The organism is Candidatus Pantoea persica, from assembly GCF_013753875.1.
Taxonomy (GTDB): Bacteria; Pseudomonadota; Gammaproteobacteria; order Enterobacterales; family Enterobacteriaceae; genus Pantoea; species Pantoea persica.
The window spans coordinates 13,088-32,270 of the sequence record NZ_SMDS01000002.1 but is presented as its reverse complement, the minus strand read 5'-3'; the positions used below and the strand labels follow the sequence as shown (position 1 = coordinate 32,270).

The 19,183-nt window shown below is 58.5% G+C and carries 12 protein-coding genes, 6 pseudogenes and 1 riboswitch; of the genes and pseudogenes, 4 read left to right on the top strand and 14 right to left on the bottom strand.

Going from position 1 to position 19,183, the window contains the following annotated elements:
• Positions 1-238: 238 nt before the first annotated feature.
• Together EIO60_RS00785 and dnaB are read right to left on the bottom strand one after the other, a co-directional pair.
• Positions 239-730 carry an Lrp/AsnC family transcriptional regulator gene (locus EIO60_RS00785; protein WP_258575620.1) on the bottom strand — a complete coding sequence of 164 codons (492 nt, stop codon included), beginning with the start codon at positions 728-730 and terminating at the stop codon, positions 239-241.
• A gap of 122 nt (positions 731-852) precedes the next feature.
• A complete protein-coding gene (gene dnaB / locus EIO60_RS00780; RefSeq protein ID WP_258575619.1) occupies positions 853-2,259 on the bottom strand; it encodes a replicative DNA helicase in 1,407 nt (468 codons plus the stop codon).
• 107 nt (positions 2,260-2,366) lie between these two features.
• Between dnaB and EIO60_RS00775 the strand changes: the two are divergent.
• A pseudogene (locus tag EIO60_RS00775) lies at positions 2,367-3,356 on the top strand (quinone oxidoreductase).
• Positions 3,357-3,547: 191 nt separating this feature from the next.
• Here the strand turns inward: EIO60_RS00775 and pspG are convergent.
• The 3 genes and pseudogenes from pspG to EIO60_RS00760 form a co-directional block, all read right to left on the bottom strand.
• Positions 3,548-3,814: an envelope stress response protein PspG gene (gene pspG / locus EIO60_RS00770; RefSeq protein ID WP_258575618.1), complete on the bottom strand. Its 267-nt coding sequence runs from the start codon at positions 3,812-3,814 to the stop codon at positions 3,548-3,550.
• A 168-nt stretch (positions 3,815-3,982) separates the two neighbouring features.
• Positions 3,983-4,978, bottom strand: a complete 996-nt coding sequence (gene dusA / locus EIO60_RS00765) for a tRNA dihydrouridine(20/20a) synthase DusA (RefSeq protein WP_258575617.1) — start codon at positions 4,976-4,978, stop codon at positions 3,983-3,985.
• 109 nt (positions 4,979-5,087) lie between these two features.
• Positions 5,088-6,334, bottom strand: a pseudogene (locus EIO60_RS00760) (conjugal transfer protein TraF).
• A gap of 446 nt (positions 6,335-6,780) precedes the next feature.
• Here EIO60_RS00760 and zur point away from each other — a divergent pair.
• Positions 6,781-7,302, top strand: a complete 522-nt coding sequence (gene zur / locus EIO60_RS00755; RefSeq protein WP_258575616.1) for a zinc uptake transcriptional repressor Zur — start codon at positions 6,781-6,783, stop codon at positions 7,300-7,302.
• 47 nt (positions 7,303-7,349) lie between these two features.
• Here the strand turns inward: zur and EIO60_RS00750 are convergent.
• From EIO60_RS00750 to EIO60_RS00735, 4 genes and pseudogenes are all read right to left on the bottom strand, one after another.
• A pseudogene (locus EIO60_RS00750) lies at positions 7,350-7,562 on the bottom strand (CsbD family protein).
• 180 nt (positions 7,563-7,742) lie between these two features.
• Positions 7,743-8,756: pseudogene (locus EIO60_RS00745) on the bottom strand (MATE family efflux transporter).
• Positions 8,757-8,844: 88 nt separating this feature from the next.
• On the bottom strand, positions 8,845-9,453 hold the full coding sequence (lexA, locus tag EIO60_RS00740) for a transcriptional repressor LexA (RefSeq protein WP_258575615.1): 609 nt from the start codon (positions 9,451-9,453) through the stop codon (positions 8,845-8,847).
• Between the two features lie 106 nt (positions 9,454-9,559).
• Positions 9,560-9,928 carry a diacylglycerol kinase gene (locus EIO60_RS00735; protein WP_258575614.1) on the bottom strand — a complete coding sequence of 123 codons (369 nt, stop codon included), beginning with the start codon at positions 9,926-9,928 and terminating at the stop codon, positions 9,560-9,562.
• Between the two features lie 128 nt (positions 9,929-10,056).
• On the opposite strand from EIO60_RS00735, the gene plsB reads away from it, so the two are divergent.
• Positions 10,057-12,480, top strand: a complete 2,424-nt coding sequence (gene plsB, locus EIO60_RS00730) for a glycerol-3-phosphate 1-O-acyltransferase PlsB (protein ID WP_258575652.1) — start codon at positions 10,057-10,059, stop codon at positions 12,478-12,480.
• Positions 12,481-12,540: 60 nt separating this feature from the next.
• Here the strand turns inward: plsB and ubiA are convergent, their stop codons facing one another.
• From ubiA to psiE, 3 genes and pseudogenes are all read right to left on the bottom strand, one after another.
• Positions 12,541-13,416, bottom strand: a complete 876-nt coding sequence (ubiA, locus tag EIO60_RS00725; protein ID WP_508278728.1) for a 4-hydroxybenzoate octaprenyltransferase — start codon at positions 13,414-13,416, stop codon at positions 12,541-12,543.
• A gap of 12 nt (positions 13,417-13,428) precedes the next feature.
• Positions 13,429-13,941, bottom strand: a complete 513-nt coding sequence (ubiC, locus tag EIO60_RS00720; RefSeq protein WP_258575651.1) for a chorismate lyase — start codon at positions 13,939-13,941, stop codon at positions 13,429-13,431.
• Positions 13,942-14,013: 72 nt separating this feature from the next.
• Positions 14,014-14,424, bottom strand: a pseudogene (gene psiE, locus EIO60_RS00715) (phosphate-starvation-inducible protein PsiE).
• Positions 14,425-14,707: 283 nt separating this feature from the next.
• Between psiE and EIO60_RS00710 the strand changes: the two are divergent.
• Positions 14,708-16,351 carry a Na/Pi cotransporter family protein gene (locus EIO60_RS00710; protein WP_258575612.1) on the top strand — a complete coding sequence of 548 codons (1,644 nt, stop codon included), beginning with the start codon at positions 14,708-14,710 and terminating at the stop codon, positions 16,349-16,351.
• Positions 16,352-16,443: 92 nt separating this feature from the next.
• On the opposite strand, the pseudogene panS reads toward EIO60_RS00710, so the two are convergent.
• Positions 16,444-17,258, bottom strand: a pseudogene (gene panS / locus EIO60_RS00705) (ketopantoate/pantoate/pantothenate transporter PanS); the annotation flags it as partial.
• 185 nt (positions 17,259-17,443) lie between these two features.
• Positions 17,444-18,796, bottom strand: coding sequence for a lysine-sensitive aspartokinase 3 (gene lysC / locus EIO60_RS00700; protein ID WP_258575611.1), 1,353 nt, complete (start codon positions 18,794-18,796; stop codon positions 17,444-17,446).
• Between the two features lie 109 nt (positions 18,797-18,905).
• Positions 18,906-19,098: riboswitch (Lysine riboswitch) on the bottom strand.
• Positions 19,099-19,183: the final 85 nt, after the last annotated feature.

The window sequence follows — 19,183 nt, the reverse complement described above, 5'->3', positions numbered from 1 at the left end:
AGCGTTCTCATTGCAGTCAAACCGGAAAAGTTGCCGGTTTGATGCAAAAAGCGCACCATACCGCCGCCCTCAACGGCGCGGCGGCAGGTACCAACGAATATCTAGTTGATAACTAAGGCGCTTTTCTTGCTCTTTTTTGTGCACTCTTTACGGATTTCTCCGTTACTTCGTGTATAAATTTGCTATGCAGTGCTTGTTCTTTGCATTGAACGCGCTTTCTTTGCACCCAATAAGCACATCATGCACTATTTTGGCGCATTCCGTGCTCGGCTATCATCATCAGCCCGTTCTCTTTCAGGCGGCCCAGCACCACCGAGGTTTTAACGTGCGACACGCTTTTGTGGCCTGCCACCAACTGGCTGATCAAGGCGCTCAGCGAGGCGAGATCTGCCACTGCCACCTTCAGCAGATAGTCTGCGTCGCCGGTGATTTTGTAGGCGTCGACTATCGCCTCTTCCTGCTCCACCATGCGGTAAAAGCTATCGACATATTCGGCGGTGTGGTTTATCAGCCGCACCTCAATCAGCCCAACTATCCCCAGGCCAATCGCGTCGGGCGACAGCCGCGCATGGTAGCCGAGGATCAGATTCGCCTGTTCCAGATTGATGCGGCGACGTGAACATTGCGAGGCGGACAAACCCACTAAATCGCTCAGCTCCTGATTGGTTAAGCGGCCGTTGGATTGTAATAAAGTCAGAATTTTCAGGTCGTAATCATCTACGTGAGTCATGCTGCTTCCAAGCTTAGTCATACGCTGTGGTACAGATAACCCGATAAACGGCGAGGTTGTCCAACACTATTTTCTTATGATGCGAGGCGGCATGCACAGATCGCGCATGCCTTAGGGAGCGGCTATTCGTCGTCGTAGGTGGGACCGGCATAGTTGTCGAAGCGCGACCACTGGCCGTTGAAGGTCAGGCGCACCGTGCCGATGGGGCCGTTACGCTGCTTGCCGAGAATAATTTCAGCCATGCCTTTCAGATCGCTGTTCTCGTGGTAAACCTCGTCGCGGTAGATAAACATAATCAGGTCGGCGTCCTGCTCGATGGAGCCTGACTCACGCAGATCGGAGTTAACCGGACGCTTATTGGCGCGCTGTTCCAGCGAGCGGTTCAGCTGCGACAGCGCCACCACCGGCACGTTCAGCTCTTTCGCCAGCGCCTTGAGCGAGCGGGAGATCTCGGCGATCTCCAGCGTGCGGTTGTCGGAAAGCGCCGGCACGCGCATCAGCTGCAGGTAGTCGATCATAATCATGCTCAGCCCGCCGTTTTCGCGGAATACGCGACGCGCGCGCGAGCGCACTTCGGTGGGCGTCAGGCCGGAAGAGTCGTCGATATACATATTCTTCTTCTCCAGCAGAATGCCCATGGTGCCGGAGATACGCGCCCAGTCTTCGTCATCCAGCTGGCCGGTACGGATGCGCGTCTGATCCACGCGCGACAGCGATGCCAGCATACGCATCATGATCTGCTCGCTGGGCATCTCCAGGCTGAAGATCAGCACCGGCTTGTCGTGCAGCATAGCGGCGTTTTCGCACAGGTTCATGGCGAAGGTGGTTTTACCCATTGAGGGACGCGCCGCGACGACAATCAGATCCGACGGCTGCAGTCCCGCCGTCTTTTTATTCAGATCCTGATAGCCGGTATCGACGCCGGTGACGCCGTCGTGCGGCGTGGAAACCAGCGATTCGATGCGTGACACCGTGGCCTCCATCACTTCCTGGATGTTCTTCGGCCCTTCGTCTTTGTTAGCGCGCGACTCGGCGATTTTAAATACGTTGGATTCGGCGAAGTCGAGCAGCTCGTCACTGTTGCGCCCCTGCGGATCGTAGCCCGCGTCGGCGATCTGGTTCGCCACCGAGATCATCTCGCGCACCACTGCGCGTTCGCGCACGATATCCGTGTAGGCGCCGATGTTCGCCGCGCTGGGAGTGTTTTTCGCCAGCTCAGCCAGATAGGCGAATCCGCCCACCATTTCCAGCTCTCCACGCGTCTCCAGCGATTCAGAGAGGGTGATCAGGTCGATAGGCTGACCCGTCTCCAGCAGACGCTGCATTTCGGAGAAAATCAGGCGATGCGAACGGTTAAAGAAATCCTCTGCCACGACGCGCTCGGAAACGTTATCCCAGCGCTCGTTATCCAGCATCAACCCACCCAGCACCGACTGCTCCGCTTCAATCGAATGCGGCGGCATTTTAATACCTTCCAGCTGCCGGTCGGGCGTGTCGTTCAATTTGTTGGTGGGTTTATTTCCTGCCATAGCGAGTGCAATACCGATCTTCTGAGGGGACGCGCCAGTATACCTTATGGCGGCGCGCCTCTCACGCCTCATGTTGAACAATCAGTTGAACAATCACTGGAGTAAAAATGGCAAAGCGTATTCAGTTCACCGCGCCGGGCGGACCTAAGGTATTGCAATGGGTAGAGGTCGATCCCGCCGATCCTGCTGAACGCGAAGTACAGGTCGAAAACCGGGCTATCGGCATCAAATATATCGATACCTAATATACGCAGCGAGCTCTATCCGGTCGCCAGCCTGCCTTCCGGATTCGGCACCGAGGCGGCGGGCGTAGTGAAGCGCGTGGGCGCCGAGGTGACGCACTTCAAGCCGGGCGATCGCGTGATCTACTGCCAGGCGGCGCTGGGCGCCTACAGCGAGCAGCATAACGTGGCGGAGGATCGTCTGATGCTACTGCCGGACGCCATCAGCTTCGAACAGGCGGCCGCCAGCTTTCTTAAGGGGCTGACGGTGCACTATCTGCTGCGCCAGACCTATCAGGTGAAGCCGGATGAGCTGTTTCTGTTCCACGCCGCGGCCGGCGGCGTCGGCCTGATCGCCTGTCAGTGGGCGAAGGCGCTCAGCGCGCACCTGATCGGCACCGTCGGCTCGGCGGAAAAGGCGGAGCGCGCGAAAACGGCGGGTGCCTAGGCAACCATTAATTACCGTGTACCGTGAAGAGAATATCGCCGAGCGCGTCAGCCAGCTGACCGACGGCAAAAAAGGCGGTGGTTTACGACTCGGTGGGCAAAGACACCTGGGAAGCGTCGCTGGATTCGCTGCGCCGCCAGGGACTGATGGTGAATTTTGGTAATGCTTCCAGACCGGTGACCGGCATTGATTTAAACATTCTTAATTAAAAAGGCTCGCTGTTCGTGACGCGGCCGTCGCTCTACGGCTATATCACCAATCGTGAAGAGCTGGAGCAGGCAAGCAACGATCTCTTCTCGCTGCTGGCCAGCGGCGCTATCAAGATCGAGGTGCCTGAGCCGCAGAAATTACTGTTGAAAAAGGCAGCGCGGACGCATCAGACGCTGGAGAGCCACAGCACGCAGGGCTCCAGCCTGCTAATCCCCTGAGGCCAGAATGCAAATGGGGCTTCCCGAAGGAAGCCCCTTTTCTTTTATCGTTTGCGCTGGTGTAGGGACAGCGGCGATGAATTCATGTCGACTCAACGGCGACCATCTTGGCAGAAAACATCATAAGTAAATAATATGTTTAATTGCAAAACCGGCATAAGCAATCTGTCACTCTGTGATCGCGCCCGCAATTAATAGCCGCGACGGCGATCTAACCTGCTGATTTTGCAGCGCAGCTTCCGCTGTGCGCGTACGCGATCGTCGCCGGCGACGGTGCGATAAAGCCAGACGGCGGCCAGCGCCAGCAGCAGCCACGGCAAAAGTTTGATTATAAAAACGAACAGCCCGCCGACCATCATCAGCGCCGTTGCTACCAGCAGCGCCGCCAGTACCCCCAGCAGCGAGACGCCGGTGACCATCAGCATCACAAAAAAGCTTAGAAAGAATAAAATTTCCACTTGGCAACTCCTCTTGTTATGGCAACTTTTGTTATTTCAACAGCGTTATTACAAGAAGCGTGCCATATTATAAAGCACTGATATCTAGCATAAATAGCCTGCGCGCCGCGGGAAGAGATAGTGAAATTCGCCGTTTTATGGTGTAAAAAAACAGCTTGCGGGCTGGCTTTACGGGCGGTCGGGCTTCTTGTCAGCCACCAGCGCCAGCGCCGCTTCGAGCACACGCACGCCGGCGCCCGGCTTGTGGGCGTTCTCGCTCAGGTGTCGACGCCACTGGCGCGCGCCGGGAATCCCCTGGAACAGACCGAGCATATGGCGTGTGATATGGCCCAGATAGGTGCCCTTCGCCAGCTCCGCTTCGATATAAGGGTACATGGCGCGCACCGCCACCACCGGATCAACGGCCGGCGTATCGCGGCCGAACAGCTCGCGGTCCACCTGCGCCAGCAGGCCGGGATTCTGATACGCTTCGCGCCCCATCATCACGCCGTCCAGATGCTGCAGGTGCGTTTTGGACTCTTCCAGCGACTTTACCCCACCGTTAATGGCGATGGTCAGCTGCGGGAAATCGCGCTTGAGCTGGTAGACGCGCGGGTAGTCGAGTGGCGGGATCTCGCGGTTCTCTTTTGGACTGAGGCCGGAGAGCCAGGCTTTGCGCGCGTGAATAATAAAGGTATCGCAGCCGCCGCGCTGCGCCACGGTAGAGACGAAATCGACTAAAAATGCATAGCTGTCCTGCTCGTCAATGCCGATGCGGGTTTTGACCGTTACCGGAATATCGACGACCTGACGCATAGCGTCGATACACTCGGCGACCAGCGACGCTTCACCCATCAGGCAGGCGCCGAAACGGCCGTTTTGCACGCGGTCCGACGGGCAACCGACGTTAAGGTTGATTTCATCGTAGCCGCGCGCCTGCGCCAGCTTCGCGCACTGCGCCAGCGCCGCCGGATCGCTGCCACCCAGCTGCAGCGCAACCGGATGCTCCGCCTCGCTGTAGGCCAGATAGTCGCCCTTGCCGTGAATAATGGCGCCCGAGGTCACCATTTCTGTGTAGAGCAGCGTATCGCCGGTCAGCTGACGATGAAAATAGCGACAGTATCTGTCGGTCCAGTCGAGCATGGGCGCGATGGAAAAGCATTGCGAGGAAAAAGAGTTGCTCATGAAGCGCAGAAAATCCGTTAAGGGTGGTGATAATCTGCGCAAGGATAACACATTTACGGGGTGCCGGGCGATTGCGCGTTGCCCGATTTCTCCCCGATGGCAAGGCCGATCAGAAATTAAAGCCGAGCTGCATCATCGCGCCCCAGGTATTGTTGTCGCCCACCGAGACGGCCAAATCCAGATGCACCGCATTGTTGAACAGCGCCAGGCCGAAGCCAGCGGTGAAGACATTCTCATCGGCCGATTTCATATCCGCGCGGTAGCCGGCGTACAGCGCCAGCCAGTCCAGCACGCGACATTCGCCGCCGACGCCCGCGTACTGGCTATTCGCCTGCGACTTAAAACGCTTCGTCTCCGTTAAATCCACGTCCAGCGCGGCGGTAAACGGCCCGCTGCTCCATGACAGGCCAGACGTCACCAGCGGACGGATCTGATAGGTATCACGATAGCTGTTGGTCTCTTTGGTCTGCAAATCGCGCGACACCAGATTCAGGCCAGTAACGCCCAGCGTCCAGTTGTCGCCCAGCGGCGTCGCTAAGCCGGCATCGATGTTAAAAGCCAGTATTGTCGTTGCGGTAGCGGCTGCCGTTAAAGTCATTCTTGTCGTAGTTGTAGATGCTGGCGGAATAGTTATAGAGCCAGGTTTTCTGGATCTTCGGCGTCACGCCCAGCGAAACCGGATGGCCCGCTACGCTAAATTCGTGCGCCACCGCGACGCCGTAGTCGGTGACCAGCGCAGAAAGGCCGTGAGCGCTGGAGCGCAGGTTATTCTGGTTGCCCAGCGCGGGAATAGTAGTGCCGTTGGCCACACCATCAAGGTAGGCGATATCGCTCTGCGCGACGTCAGCGCGCAGATGCACCGTGCCGTAGGCTTTGGTGATAAAGGCGAATGGCAGCGTCTCGTTGGGCATAGTTACCGCCAGCGCCACACCCGCGTTGGCGTTAGCTTTGTTGCCCGCGCAGTTGGTCCGCCACATCGGCAGACGCCGCTTTCAGCTGCGGATAGCCGTTCAGGTAGTCGCGACAGGTCAGGTTGTTGATGACGTCTTTGTAGCGATCGACGGTGTCGCTGATGTCATCGACCTTATCCACCATCTTGTTGTCTTTATCCGTGATCTGCAAACCGGCAAAGAGAAAAATAATTGCCACGTTGTTTTCCGGCTGCGCCCGCGTCATCAGCGCCGGGTTCGCCAGTACCGCTGAGCCATAGGTCGAGGAGGCGACGCCGGTGCCGTCCATCGCGTCATTGCGCGTGTTGTACCAGGTACCTACTGCGAAGGCCGAAGAGGAAATGAAAACCGAATTCAAAACAAGCGGATATAAAAGCGTAGCGCGCCGGGAGTGTTTATTTGCCATTTGTCTGCCATCACCTTGATCGGGAAAACATTTATCACCAGAATTTGTTGTTAGCGATATTGTGAACGCTGGCTAACAATTCATTGCTGTGAGTTCAGTCAAAACAGCATTCTTATTCGCCGGATTGGATGCTTTTGCTGCAAAACGACGCTTTTATTGTTTTGCGGGGTCTTCATAAAGGAAATCAAGGCCAGTGGTTGCTTAAAGCCCATTGAACATTAGTGCTTAAACTATTGATTTTTAAAGAAATATGTCGGTTATGTTAACAATTATCTTAATTAGTCTGACCCTATCTGATGGGTGCATCTCAGGCCTGGCTGCGTTTTTCGCCGTTAATCCGATGAAAATAAAAGCGGAAATCAAAGCTGTGGCAAAAAAGCAGCTGCGCCAGCGCGAGCAAATTTATTGTGATAGAATAACATCTCGTTTCCTGGGGAGAAGTCACTATGTCGACAATGACGCCAGAGCAAATCATGACCCAGGCAGAGAAGCTGTGCCTGCAGCGCGGGGTGCGCCTGACGACGCAGCGCGCCGAAGTGCTGCGCCTGATGGCGATGCAGCACGGGTCGATTAGTGCCTATGATCTGCTGGGTCGGCTACGCGCCAGCGAGCCGCAGGCGAAACCGCCCACGGTCTATCGCGCGCTCGATTTTCTCCTGAAGCAGGGCTTTATCCATCGCGTGGAGTTAAACAACAGCTATGTGGTTTGTCATCACTTTGAAGCGCCCGCACATACGTCGGTGATGCTGGTGTGCGATCGCTGTGCGGCGGTAACGGAAAAGCAGGCGCAAGGCGTTGAGAAGATCATTGGCAGTCTGGCTGGCGAGGTGCAGTTTACGCTACGACACAGCGTGATAGAGGCGCATGGGCTGTGCGTTGCCTGTACGGAAGTGGAAGCCTGCACGCATCACGACTGCTGTAGCCATGACCATGAGACAGAAGGGAAAAAGCGCGGGAAAATAGGCTAAACGGCACTTCCCTGTGCCGTCTGTTCAGATCGGTCTGAACGGGGGAATTACCAGCGGTAGTCTTTGTTATGGGTTTCCCAGTCGGAGACTTCTTTTTCAGCCTCGTCCTTTGCGTAACCGTAGCGTTCCTGAATTTTGCCGACCAGCTGATCGCGTTTACCTTCGATAACCTACATATCGTCGTCAGTCAGCTTGCCTCATTTCTCTTTAAATTTTCCTTTGAACTGCTTCCCGTTACCGCTCGCTTCATATCTATTCATTATAGACCTCCACGTCATCCTTAGTTTTACATACCACCATTTAAAGGCAATACGACAATACAATGCGCTGCTGCATCGCGCTTTTGTAGGTTAATTATAGTAGACGAATCGACAACTGCCGGAGCATTACAGAATGTTCCGTATCGGCGCGGGCGTTCTGGACGGCGACTTTCGCGCTAATTAGTTGTTAAACCAGCGATTCAGACGCCATTCGCGCAGCCAGATGATCCAGAGCGAAACGCCGCGCAGCGCGAGAAACACGGTTACCGCCAGCCACAAGCCATGATTGCCAAGCCAGGGAAGCGTCGGCAGCGTCAGAAAGTAGCCGAGCGCCGCAATCGCTTCGCCGCTCAGCGCGTAGATCAGGGCGAACGCCAGCACTACCAGCCCCGCCTGGCGGCAGGCCGCGTGCCATACGTCGAGCAGCTAGCTGCCGTCGCGCGCGCCGAAGGCTTCGCCGGAGACGGCCTCGACCGCATAGGCGTAAAGGTGATAAACATCAGCAGCACGGCGTTGGCGGCGACGATCTCCGGCCCCAGCCGGGCGCCGATCAACGTCAGCGAGGCGAAACAAAACTGCACCAGCAGCGAGCGCAGCATGATGTCGCGATTAAGGCGCAGCAAGCGGCTGATGTCGCCGCGCCCGCCACGCCCCACTTCAACCCCAGCACCAGCCAAAGGTCGAGCAGGATATTCACACCGTTGCCGACCAGCAGCAGCAGCACCGGCACACGCGCATACTGCACGCCCAGCAGCCAGCCGAGCAGCACCATATTCGCCAGCGTCGCCGGCGCGCTGAGCCAGCGGATGTACATAAAGCGCGCCGCCTGCGCCAGTACCGCAGGGTCGCCGCCCGCCAGCTTGCCCGTCAGCGCGCCCAGCGAGTCGCGCAGCAGAATAAACAGTGCGCCGGTCAGCAGCGGCTGCGTCAGGGCGCGCGCCAGTGCCAGCCTGTCCTGCGCGCCGAACGCCTGCGCGGTCAGGCCCGTGGTGCTCATGCTCATAAACAGAAACAGCATAAAGACGAAGCTGGTGGCGGTAGCGCCAATCGCGACGCCACCTAGATCGACGGGACTGTCAAAGTGGCGATCACAGCCGTATCCACCAGCCCAAGCAGCGGAACGGTGATATTGAAGAGAATCATCGGCAGCGCCAGCCGCCAGAGTTGTCTGTCTTTCGCAGTGAAGAGACTCATCAGCGACTCCATGCCGCAGAGTAGAAGAGAGAGAGGTGTTCAGACGCCTGACAAAACGATGCAGGCGCCTGAAGGCAGCGGATCAGAGCTACTCGCCGTTGCGGACCACGCCCACCGCCAGACCTTCAACGGTCAGCGACTGGGTGCGCGTATCGACAACGATAGGCTGAAAGTCGTTGTTTTCCGGCAGCAGATGCACCACGGAACCCTGCTTTTTCCAGCGCTTCACGATCACTTCATCATCGATGCGCGCCACGACGACCTGGCCGTTGCGTACATCCTGCGTCTTATGCACAGCAAGCAGATCACCATCCATAATGCCAATATCTTTCATCGACATACCGGAAACGCGCAGCAGGAAATCGGCGGAAGGCTTAAACAGATCCGGATCGATTTTGTAGTGGGTTTCGATATGTTTCTGCGCCAGCATCGGCTCACCGGCGGCGACGCGCCCGATCAGCGGCAGACCGTTCGACTCTTCCTCTTCCATCAGCAGACGAATGCCGCGCGAGGCGCCGGAAACGATCTCAATGACGCCTTTGCGCGCCAGCACTTTCAGGTGCTCTTCGGCGGCGTTCGGGGAACGGAACCCCAGCTGCGAGGCGATTTCCGCGCGCGTCGGCGGCATGCCAGTCTGGTTAATATGGTCGCGAATCAGGTCATAAACCTGTTGCTGCCTGATGGTTAATGCTTTCATCCCGCCCCCTGGTTGTTTATACAGTCTCTGTAAGTATATATAGGTATTGGCGAAATGAAAAACCGAAACTCCGGTACAAAGCTGCCGACTGATAATTATGGAAGGCCTACCGCAAATGCGACCAGAGCAGCGCGATCCAGATGAAAAGCGCCAGTATGATAGCCAGCAATACGGCGGCGGAGCCCATATCCTTCGCCCTGCCCGCCAGCGGATGACGCTTATGACCAATGCGATCGACCACCGCTTCAATGGCGCTGTTCAGGATTTCGACGATGATAACCAGCACCACCGAGCCGATCATCAGGATGCGCGACACGGTATCCACATCCAGCCAGCAGGCGACGACGATAGCGATAATGGCGGCCGTCGCTTCCTGACGGAACGCGGCTTCATGCTGCCAGGCGGCGCGCAGTCCCTGCCACGAGTAGCCTGCCGCCTTTATAATCCTGAGCAAACCGGTGGTATTACTTGCCATTGCGAGGGAACCCTTTTAATCGTTTAACGTCAACGTCTGGGCCAAGTGCGTTTGGCACCACCACAGATCTTCGCAGCACTTTCTGGTATGCTTGCGGCGCTTTGCTAACAAGAGGCTTCATGTTGTCTATGTCAGGTTGGCGTAAACTCTATTATAAACTGTTGAATTTACCACTTTCCGTTTTGGTGAAAAGTAAGGCTATTCCGGCCGATCCCGTTTCCGAACATGGGCTGGATCCGACGCGGCCGATTATGTACGTGCTGCCTTACGATTCCAAGGCGGATTTGATGACGCTGCGTCAGCAGTGCCTCAGGCATAATTTGCCCGATCCGCTTTCGCCGCTGGAAATCGACGGCACGCTGTTGCCGCGTCACGTCTTTATTCATGACGGCCCGCGCGTCTTCCCCTGTTTCGTGCCCAGCACGGAATCGGTGAAGATTTTCCATGAGTATCTCGATCTGCACCGCAACAATCCCGCGCTGGATATTCAGATGCTGCCGGTATCGGTGATGTTCGGCCGCGCACCGGGCCGCGAGGTCCAGGGCGCCGATACGCCGTACTTGCGCGAGCTGAACGGCGTGGAAAAGTTCTTCGCCATCGTCTGGCACGGGCGCGACAGCTTTGTGCGCTTTTCCCCGACCGTCTCGCTGCGCTGGATGGCGACGCAGCACGGCACCGATAAAACCATTGCGCAGAAGCTGGCGCGCTTAGCGCGCATTCATTTCGCGCGTCAGCGTTTAGCGGCGGTGGGTCCGCGCCTGCCGGCGCGACAGGATCTCTTCAACAAGCTGCTGCAGTCCAAGGCGATTGAAAAAGCGGTGGAAGAAGAGGCGCGCAGCAAAAAGCTCTCCAATGAGAAGGCGCAGCAAAACGCCGTTGAAATGATGGAAGAGGTTGCCGCCGACTTCTCCTACGAGGCGATCCGCGTCACCGACCGCATAATGGGCTGGTTGTGGAGCCGTCTCTATCAGGGCATCAACGTCAACGGCGGCGAGCGCGTGCGCCAGCTGGCGGAAGATGGCCACGAGATCGTCTATGTTCCCTGCCATCGCAGCCACATGGACTATCTGCTGCTCTCCTATGTGCTCTATCATCAGGGCCTGGTGCCGCCGCATATCGCCGCGGGCATCAACCTCAACTTCTGGCCCGCCGGACCGATTTTCCGCCGTCTGGGCGCCTTCTTTATTCGCCGTACCTTCAAGGGCAACAAGCTCTACGCCACCGTATTCCGCGAATATCTGGGCGAGCTGTTCAGCCGCGGCTACTCGGTGGAGTATTTCGTTGAGGGCGGGCGCTCGCGCACCGGCCGCTTGCTCCATCCAAAAACCGGCACGCTGGCGATGACACTGCAGGCGATGCTGCGCGGCGGCAATCGCCCCATTACGCTGGTGCCGATCTACATCGGCTATGAGCACGTTATGGAAGTGGGCACTTACGCCAAAGAGCTGCGCGGCGCGGCGAAAGAGAAAGAAGGCTTTATGCAGATGGTGCGCGGGCTGCGTAAGCTGCGCAACCTGGGCCAGGGCTACGTCAACTTCGGCGAGCCGCTGCCGCTGGTCAACTACCTGAACAAGCGGGTGCCGGAGTGGCGCGACGCCATCGATCCTATAGAGCCGCAGCGTCCCAGCTGGCTGACGCCGACGGTCAATGACATTGCCGCGCGTCTAATGGTGCGCATCAACGAAGCGGGCGCCGCCAACGCGATGAACCTGTGCGTCACCGCGCTGCTCGCTTCACGTCAGCGCTCACTAACCCGTGAGCAGCTGATCGAACAGCTTGAGTGCTACACTCAGCTGCTGCGCAATGTGCCCTACTCGCCGGAATCGACGGTGCCGCCGCTCTCCGCAGAGGCGCTGCTGGATCATGCCATGAGCATGAACAAGTTCGAGACCAAGCAGGACAATATCGGCGATATAATCATCCTACCGCGCGAGCAGGCGGTGCTGATGACCTACTACCGCAACAACATTCACCATATGCTGGTGATGCCGTCGCTGATCGCCGCGATTATCCAGCAGCACCCGAACCTTAGCGAAGCCGAACTGCTGCGCCAGGTGAAGCTGATTTATCCCATGCTGAAGAGCGAGCTGTTCCTGTGCTGGGATATGGAGGCGCTGCCCAAGCTGCTGAACGCGCTTTGCCAGGAGCTGGCGCGCCAGGGACTGATTACCATTCAGGACAGCCAGCTGCGCCATACCGCCGCGCGCGTTCGCGCGCTGCAGTTGCTGGCTGCCGGCATCCGCGAAACCCTGCAGCGCTTCGCCATCACCTTCTCGATCCTCAGCGCGAAACCCGCCATCAACCGCGGCACGCTGGAAAAAGAGAGCCGCATGCTGGCGCAGCGTCTGTCGGTGCTGCACGGCATCAATGCGCCAGAGTTCTTTGATAAAGCGGTATTTACCACGTTGGTGCTGACGCTACGTGACGAAGGTTATATCAGCGATACCGGCGACGCTGACATCGAGCACACGCAGGCCACCTGGCATATTCTTGCCGACCTGGTGACCAGCGACGTGCGGCTGACCATCGAGAGCGCGGTGGCGCACGATTAACCCGCCGCAGGCAGAAAAAAAGGGCGACAGAGATATCACCCTTTTTTGCTTTTAAAACAGCTATCTAAATGGCGGCGTATTCAACACCACGCCGATAAACACCTCTAGGCCAACATAGTTATTGTTTAGGAAGCCCTGAAAACAGGCGTCGCGTTCGCGTCGGGCGATCAGCTTTTGCTGCCAGATAAACAGCGCCGCCGCGCCCGCCAGCGCCGCGTAGAAAAAGCCGTTAAGCTTCAGCCGCTCGCCTACCAGCGCCAGCAGTCCCAGCGTGGCGAGCTGCAGCAGGCCGATGATCAGCTTGTCGTAGCGGCCAAACAGAATCGCCGTCGACTTGATGCCGATTTTAAGGTCATCGTCGCGATCCACCATGGCGTACTGGGTGTCATAGGCGATAGTCCAGCAGATGTTTGCCAGGAATACCAGCCAGCACTCTAATGGTAAGTGCTCACCAACTGCAGCCCACGCCATTGGAATCGCCCAGCCGAACGCCGCCCCCAGCACCACCTGCGGCAAATGGGTATAGCGCTTCATAAAGGGATAGCACCAGGCAAGCGCCAGGCCGCCCATCGAAAGCAGAATGGTCATCAGGTTCATGGTCAGCACCAGCGCGAACGCCAGCAGCCCCAGCACCACAAACAGGATTTTCGCTTCTTTCTCGCTGACCACGCCGCTGGGCAGCGGACGGCCCGCGGTGCGCTTGACAAAGCCATCCACCTTGCGATCGGCGAAATCGTTGATTACGCAGCCCGCCGCGCGCATCACAACGACGCCGAGCATAAACACCATCAGCACCGAGAGCGGCGGCACGCCCATGTCCGACAGCCACAGCGCCCACAGCGTCGGCCACATCAGCAGCAGCGTGCCAATCGGTTTATTGATGCGCATCAGGCGGCTGTACGCCTGAAACTTGCTCATTTGTAAGCTCTTTTGCACGTTTACTATCTCTCAGGTCAGGTCGCGATAGAGCGGCGAGTCGGGTAAAAACAGTTCGGTCAGTAGCAGCGGCTTGCCCGACAGACGCAGGCGCGAACGCCGCCCCCAGAGCGCCTCGACGCTGCCGGGTTCGATAAAGTCGCGGCTCAGAGTTGAAGAGGAGAAAAGATAGCGGCCAAGCGGACGCGTGCCCAGCTGCTGCAGCATCTGTTCCGGCCCGTTGAGCGTGCTTTCCGGCACCAGCGTACGGCCGATGAGCCACGGCTCGTGGTCGCCGCACAGTACGATTTCGCGCAGCCAGAAGCGCGCATCCGCCGGCAGCAGCGCCTTTTCATCGCTGAGTTCATCCGCACTGATAAAGCCTTCGCGCATCGGCAGCACTGTCACCTGCCGACAGTGCTGCTCGAAGCGGCGCGTCATGGAGTCCTCTTCCATCAGCCAGTCCAGCAGCGGCGCCGTCAGCGTCGGATGCGTGGCTGGCAGCCAGTTGAGCGCGCGTAACAGGCTGAGCGCCTCTTGCGGCATATCTTTACCACTCCCGTCAATTTTGAGGGCAACAGTGTAGCGCAGAGGCGCGGTGGGCACACCTGGCGGCGTTTATTCCCGTTTCAGGCGGTTGTTGTTCGCCAGCCACAGCGTCACCACCAGGATCAGAATGGCGCCGGAATAGCAGAGCGTATCGAAGGGATTTTTATGGTCGACAATAATCAGACGGATAATTGCGGTGATGCCGATATAGACGAAATAGCGCAGCGGAAAGTGGTAGCCCGACTGGAAATACTTGACGATCAGCGCGATAAATTAGAAATAGAGGAAATAGATAACGATGCCCTCAATCAGCAGATAGGAGGACACATGCTCGCCGGTGTTCAGCTGTACATTGGCAAGGTGCAGCGTCTCTTTGCCGAGATACACCGCCAGAATAACCGCCAGCGCCAGCAGCCCCAAGTTAAGCACCCATTGCAGCACCATCGCGATATACTGGCCGCCGGCGGGTTTTACATTCATGATTTGCCTTGATAATTACTTGCTGAAAATATTCCTTATCATGCGGTAACGTGATTCAAATCACAATATGCCGCCGCCCTGTTAGCCGCCTCGCCTGCGGCGAGGCACGGATTTCCTTGCCCCCTAGTGCAGGGGTTTGGTCTACAGTTAACAAACTGGCAGCGAGCCATGTTGATTAAAGCTCAGGAAAATTGCGCCTGTTCGTCCCCTGTTTTCGCAGAGTGTTGTTTCCGCCAGGCTGGCATGCTGCTGCCTGATAGCCTGTCGGTTATGAAGTGTTGCTATGTTGACCCTGCTTAATCTTCTCTCAGCTGTCGCCCTGCTGGTCTGGGGCACCCATATCGTACGCTCCGGCATTATGCGCGTGTTCGGTGCCGATCTGCGCCGCGTGCTCAGCCGCAGCATTGAAAAGAAACTGATGGCCTTTCTGGCCGGCGTTGGCGTGACGACGCTGGTGCAGAGCAGCAACGCCACCACGCTGCTGGTGACCTCGTTTGTGGCGCAGAAGCTGATGGGCCTCACCCCGGCGCTGGTGGTGGTGCTAGGCGCCGACGTCGGCACCGCCATCATGGCGCGCATCCTTACCTTCCATCTATCCTGGCTATCGCCGCTGTTTATCTTTTTCGGCGTGGTGTTTTTTCTGTCGCGTAAGCAGACGCGCGTCGGCCAGATGGGGCGCGCCAGCATCGGGCTGGGCTTGATCCTGCTGGCGCTGCAGCTGATAGTCAGCGCCGCCCGGCCGATTACCCAGGCCTCCGGCGTGCAGGTTCTCTTCTCCAGCTTGACCGGCGATATTCTGCAGGATGCGCTTATCGGCGCGGTGTTCGCCATTATCAGCTACTCCAGCCTGGTAGCGGTGCTGATCACCGCCACGCTGACCGCCGCCGGAGTAATCTCCTTTAAGGTTGCACTCTGCCTAGTGATCGGCGCCAACCTCGGCAGTGGTCTGCTGGCGATGCTGAACGCCAGCGGCTCGAACGCCGCTGGCAAGCGGCTGGCGCTCGGCAGCCTGCTGTTCAAGCTACTGGGATCGCTGGCGGTGTTGCCCTTTATCAATCTGCTGGCGCCCTGGCTCGATAAAATGCCGGTCAATGACGAAGAGCTGGTGATCTTCTTTCACGTCTTTTACAACCTGCTGCGCTGCCTGGTGATGGTGCCTTTCGCCGATCCCATGGCGCACCTGTTCAAGCGGATGATCCGCGACGATACCGAGGCGGAAGCGACGCTGAAGCCGCGCCACCTCGACCGCAGCGCGCTCGATACCCCGGCGCTGGCGCTGGTGAACGCGGCGCGCGAAGCGCTGCGCATCGGGGATGTGCTGGAGTTGATGCTGGAGGCGTTCAGCAAAGTGGTGCATGGCGAAGTGCGCGAAGAGCGTACGGTGCGGCGGCTAGATGACGACGTCGACGTACTGTACACCGCCATTAAGCTCTATCTGGCGCGCATGCCCAAAGAGGATCTCTCGGAGGAGGACTCACGGCGCTGGGGCGAGGTGATTGAGATGTCGCTCAACTTGGAACAGGCTGGCGACATTATCGAGCGAATGAGCGCCGACGTGGCGGACAAATCTCTGACGCCGCGCCGCGCCTTCTCGGCAGAGGGGCTGAAAGAGCTGGAGGGGCTGAAAGAGCTGGAGGCGCTGCACGAGCAGCTGGTGGCGAACCTGCGCCTTAGTCTGTTGGTATTTCTGTCGCGCGATCTCGCCAGCACGAGACGGCTGCGCCGCGCCAAGCACCGCTTTTGCATTCTGATTCGCCGCTACTCGCACGCGCACGTCGAACGCCTGCATCAGAAGAACGTGCAGAGCATTGAGACCAGCTCGCTGCATCTCGGCCTGCTGGGGGATATGAAGCGCCTGAACTCGCTGCTGTGCAGCGTGGCCTATACGGTGCTGGAGCAGCCGGACGACGAGCGGGACTATGAGTAGAACGGGGGCCAACGGCCCCAGAGAGATGACGGCTTCTTGATCGGCTTGCCTGACCAGTAGCCGGCCAGCAGCGAGCCAGAGAGGTTTTGTCAGACCGAGAAGAGCGCGCCCGGCAGCGCCGCCAGACCGGAGTTCTGCATCCCGACCTCCAGCGCCAGCGTGTAGCAGGTCGATTCGTCAAAGCCAAACAGCTTGCTGCCCCAGTAGCCGCCCAGCAGGCCGATGGCGTTATGCAGCACCACAGCGGCGATCACCATCAGGCCGACCGAGCCGATAAAGCCCTGACTGACCGCCACCACCGCGCTGATGATCAGCAGAATGCAGACCATGGAAAAGGCCGGCAGGTAAGGCTTCACCCGACGCACCAGGCCGTTGAGGCAGTGGTGGATGATCAGCCCCAGGCTAATCGGGATCACTACGATCTTCACGATACTGAGCAGCATGCCCACCACGTCCACCTGAATATGGGTATCGACATAGAAGCGGGTCAGCAGCGGCGTGGCGAACACGCCCACCAGCGCGGAAACCGAGGAGATGGTCACCGACAGCGCCACGTCCCCCTTAGCCAGGTAGATCATCACGTTCGAGGCGGTGCCGCTCGCGACGCTGCCTACCAGGATCATGCCGGCGGCGAGCTCCTGCGGCATATGGAACAGCTTCGCCAGCGCACAGGCGGCGAGCTGCATCACCAGGTAGTGCAGAAAGGTACCGGCGGTACCGGCGCCGGACGCACCAGCACGCGCTTAAAGTCGTCGATATTCAGCGTGACACCCATGCCGAACATAATCAGCATCAGCAGCCAGGTAACCCACGGCCCAATGCCGAGAAAAACGCCGGGCGAATAGTAGGCGGCGATAGAGAGCAGCACGGCCCACAGCGGGAACAGGCAGGTTAAGGTGGCGAGCATAGCCAGACTCCCTTCTTTTAGATGTTGTGTTATTTCATGGTGTGTTTTGCCATAGAGACGCGGAGCGGGATCAAGAGGGTCGGAAGAGAAAATGCAGATCGACTGCTGCCGATCCGCTGAATAGTGCCGGAAATACGCTGGCTTTCGCGCCCAAACGCGGTGGATCGCACCAGCCGGACAGATCCTTATTCGAACAGGTTTTTATGCAGCGCGCGCACCACGCTTTCCGCATCTTCGCCCGGCACCAGGAAGCAGAGGTTATAGCTGCTGGCGCCATAGCAGATCAGACGCAGGTTGAATGGCTCCAGCGTGCTGAACACCTCTTTGCCGACGCCGCGCGCGCGGGAGAGGTTGTTGCCGATGATCGCCACCAGCGCCAGGTTCTCTTCTACTTCGACGCGGCAGAGCGACGACAGCTCCGTCAGCAGCGCCTGAGTCAGCAGGCTGTCGCCGGTCGAGGTGGAGCCGGTGGTGTCGAGCGTCAGCGCCACACTCACTTCCGAGGTGGTGATCAGATCGACGGAGATATTGTGGCGCGCCAGAATGGTGAACACTTCGACGAGGAAGCCGCGCGAGTGCAGCATATTCAGGCTGTGCAGCGTCAGCAGCGTCTGGCGACGACGCAGCGCCAGCGCGCGGAACAGCGGCGGATTGTCGGTTTCGCGGTGCACCCGCGTGCCACCGGCGGCCGGATCTTTACTCGAACCGACGAAGACCGGAATGTCGCTGCGCACCGCCGGCAACAGCGTCGCCGGATGCAACACCTTGGAGCCGAAGATCGCCATTTCGGTCGCCTCTTCAAAGGTGATGTCGTCGATGCGCTTGGCGGACGGCACCACGCGCGGGTCGGTAGTATAAATACCCGCCACGTCGGTCCAAATATCGACGCGCGCCGCTTTCAGCGCTTCGCCCAGCAGCGCAGCAGTGTAGTCGCTGCCGCCGCGGCCCAGCGTGGTGGTGCGGCCTTTCTGCTCACTGCCGATAAAGCCCTGGGTAATCACCAGCGACTGCGCCAGACGCGGCTGAAGCAGCACCGCGGCCTGCTCGGCCAGCGTCGCCACGATCGGTTCGGCGCGGCCGAAGCGGTCGCTGGTGCGCATCACTTTGCGCACGTCGAACCACTCCGTCTCGACCTGACGTTCGCGCAGGATCTCGACGAACAGCAGCGTCGACATCAGCTCGCCGTGGCTGACCAGTTCATCGGTCAGGGCGTTGGAGGTCGCCAGCGAGGCGGCGTCGGAGAGCATGGTGATGTTCTCGAGCATACGATCGATTTCGTCGCGGATCACCGCCGGGTTTTGCAGACGTTCGACGATCGCATACTGGATGCGGCGAATCTCGTCGAGCAGGTAAGCACGCTGCGCCTGCTCCTGGCCTTCCGCTAGGGAAACCAGCAGGTTAGTCACGCCCGCCGAGGCGGAAAGCACTACTAGGCGCGTATTGGCGTCGCCCAGCACCACGTCGGCGCTGCGGTTCATAGCATCGAAATCAGCAACGCTGGTGCCACCGAATTTCGCCACAATCATAGTTTGAGACATGTACGACCTCGTGTCAGGTTATCTTCTCCCGCGTGTATGGGACGGGAGCATTGTATCAGCCTTGGCACAAGGGAAGAGCAGAATTGGGCAAACAAGATTAGGAGACGAGTCACCCAGAAGCACTTCACCTTGCAGAGCGCCCGACTGTGGACGCCTCTGGTGACAACCCAGGGGATTCAGCCCCTGCAGCCGACAGGCAACACTCCGTGTGTTGTCCACCTCGGCGTCGCTCCCCCTGATGTGTTTTCCCCGGATACGGTTCCTCCAACACACTGCCTAGGCGACGCGCCTCTTCTGGCTTGCGCACGGGTGCGCAAGTAGCCGCATAAAAATACCGGGTCATAAGGTTGCTGTCTACGTCTGTCGTCAGCGACGCGCTCTTTTTTA

Coding starts and splice junctions, on each gene's coding strand:
- EIO60_RS00785 (WP_258575620.1), bottom strand. CDS start 730: ATGACTCACGTAGATGATTACGACCTGAAAATTCTGACTTTATTACAA.
- dnaB (WP_258575619.1), bottom strand. CDS start 2,259: ATGGCAGGAAATAAACCCACCAACAAATTGAACGACACGCCCGACCGG.
- dusA (WP_258575617.1), bottom strand. CDS start 4,978: ATGAGCAACTCTTTTTCCTCGCAATGCTTTTCCATCGCGCCCATGCTC.
- zur (WP_258575616.1), top strand. CDS start 6,781: ATGTCGACAATGACGCCAGAGCAAATCATGACCCAGGCAGAGAAGCTG.
- lexA (WP_258575615.1), bottom strand. CDS start 9,453: ATGAAAGCATTAACCATCAGGCAGCAACAGGTTTATGACCTGATTCGC.
- EIO60_RS00735 (WP_258575614.1), bottom strand. CDS start 9,928: ATGGCAAGTAATACCACCGGTTTGCTCAGGATTATAAAGGCGGCAGGC.
- plsB (WP_258575652.1), top strand. CDS start 10,057: ATGTCAGGTTGGCGTAAACTCTATTATAAACTGTTGAATTTACCACTT.
- ubiC (WP_258575651.1), bottom strand. CDS start 13,941: ATGCCGCAAGAGGCGCTCAGCCTGTTACGCGCGCTCAACTGGCTGCCA.
- EIO60_RS00710 (WP_258575612.1), top strand. CDS start 14,708: ATGTTGACCCTGCTTAATCTTCTCTCAGCTGTCGCCCTGCTGGTCTGG.
- lysC (WP_258575611.1), bottom strand. CDS start 18,796: ATGTCTCAAACTATGATTGTGGCGAAATTCGGTGGCACCAGCGTTGCT.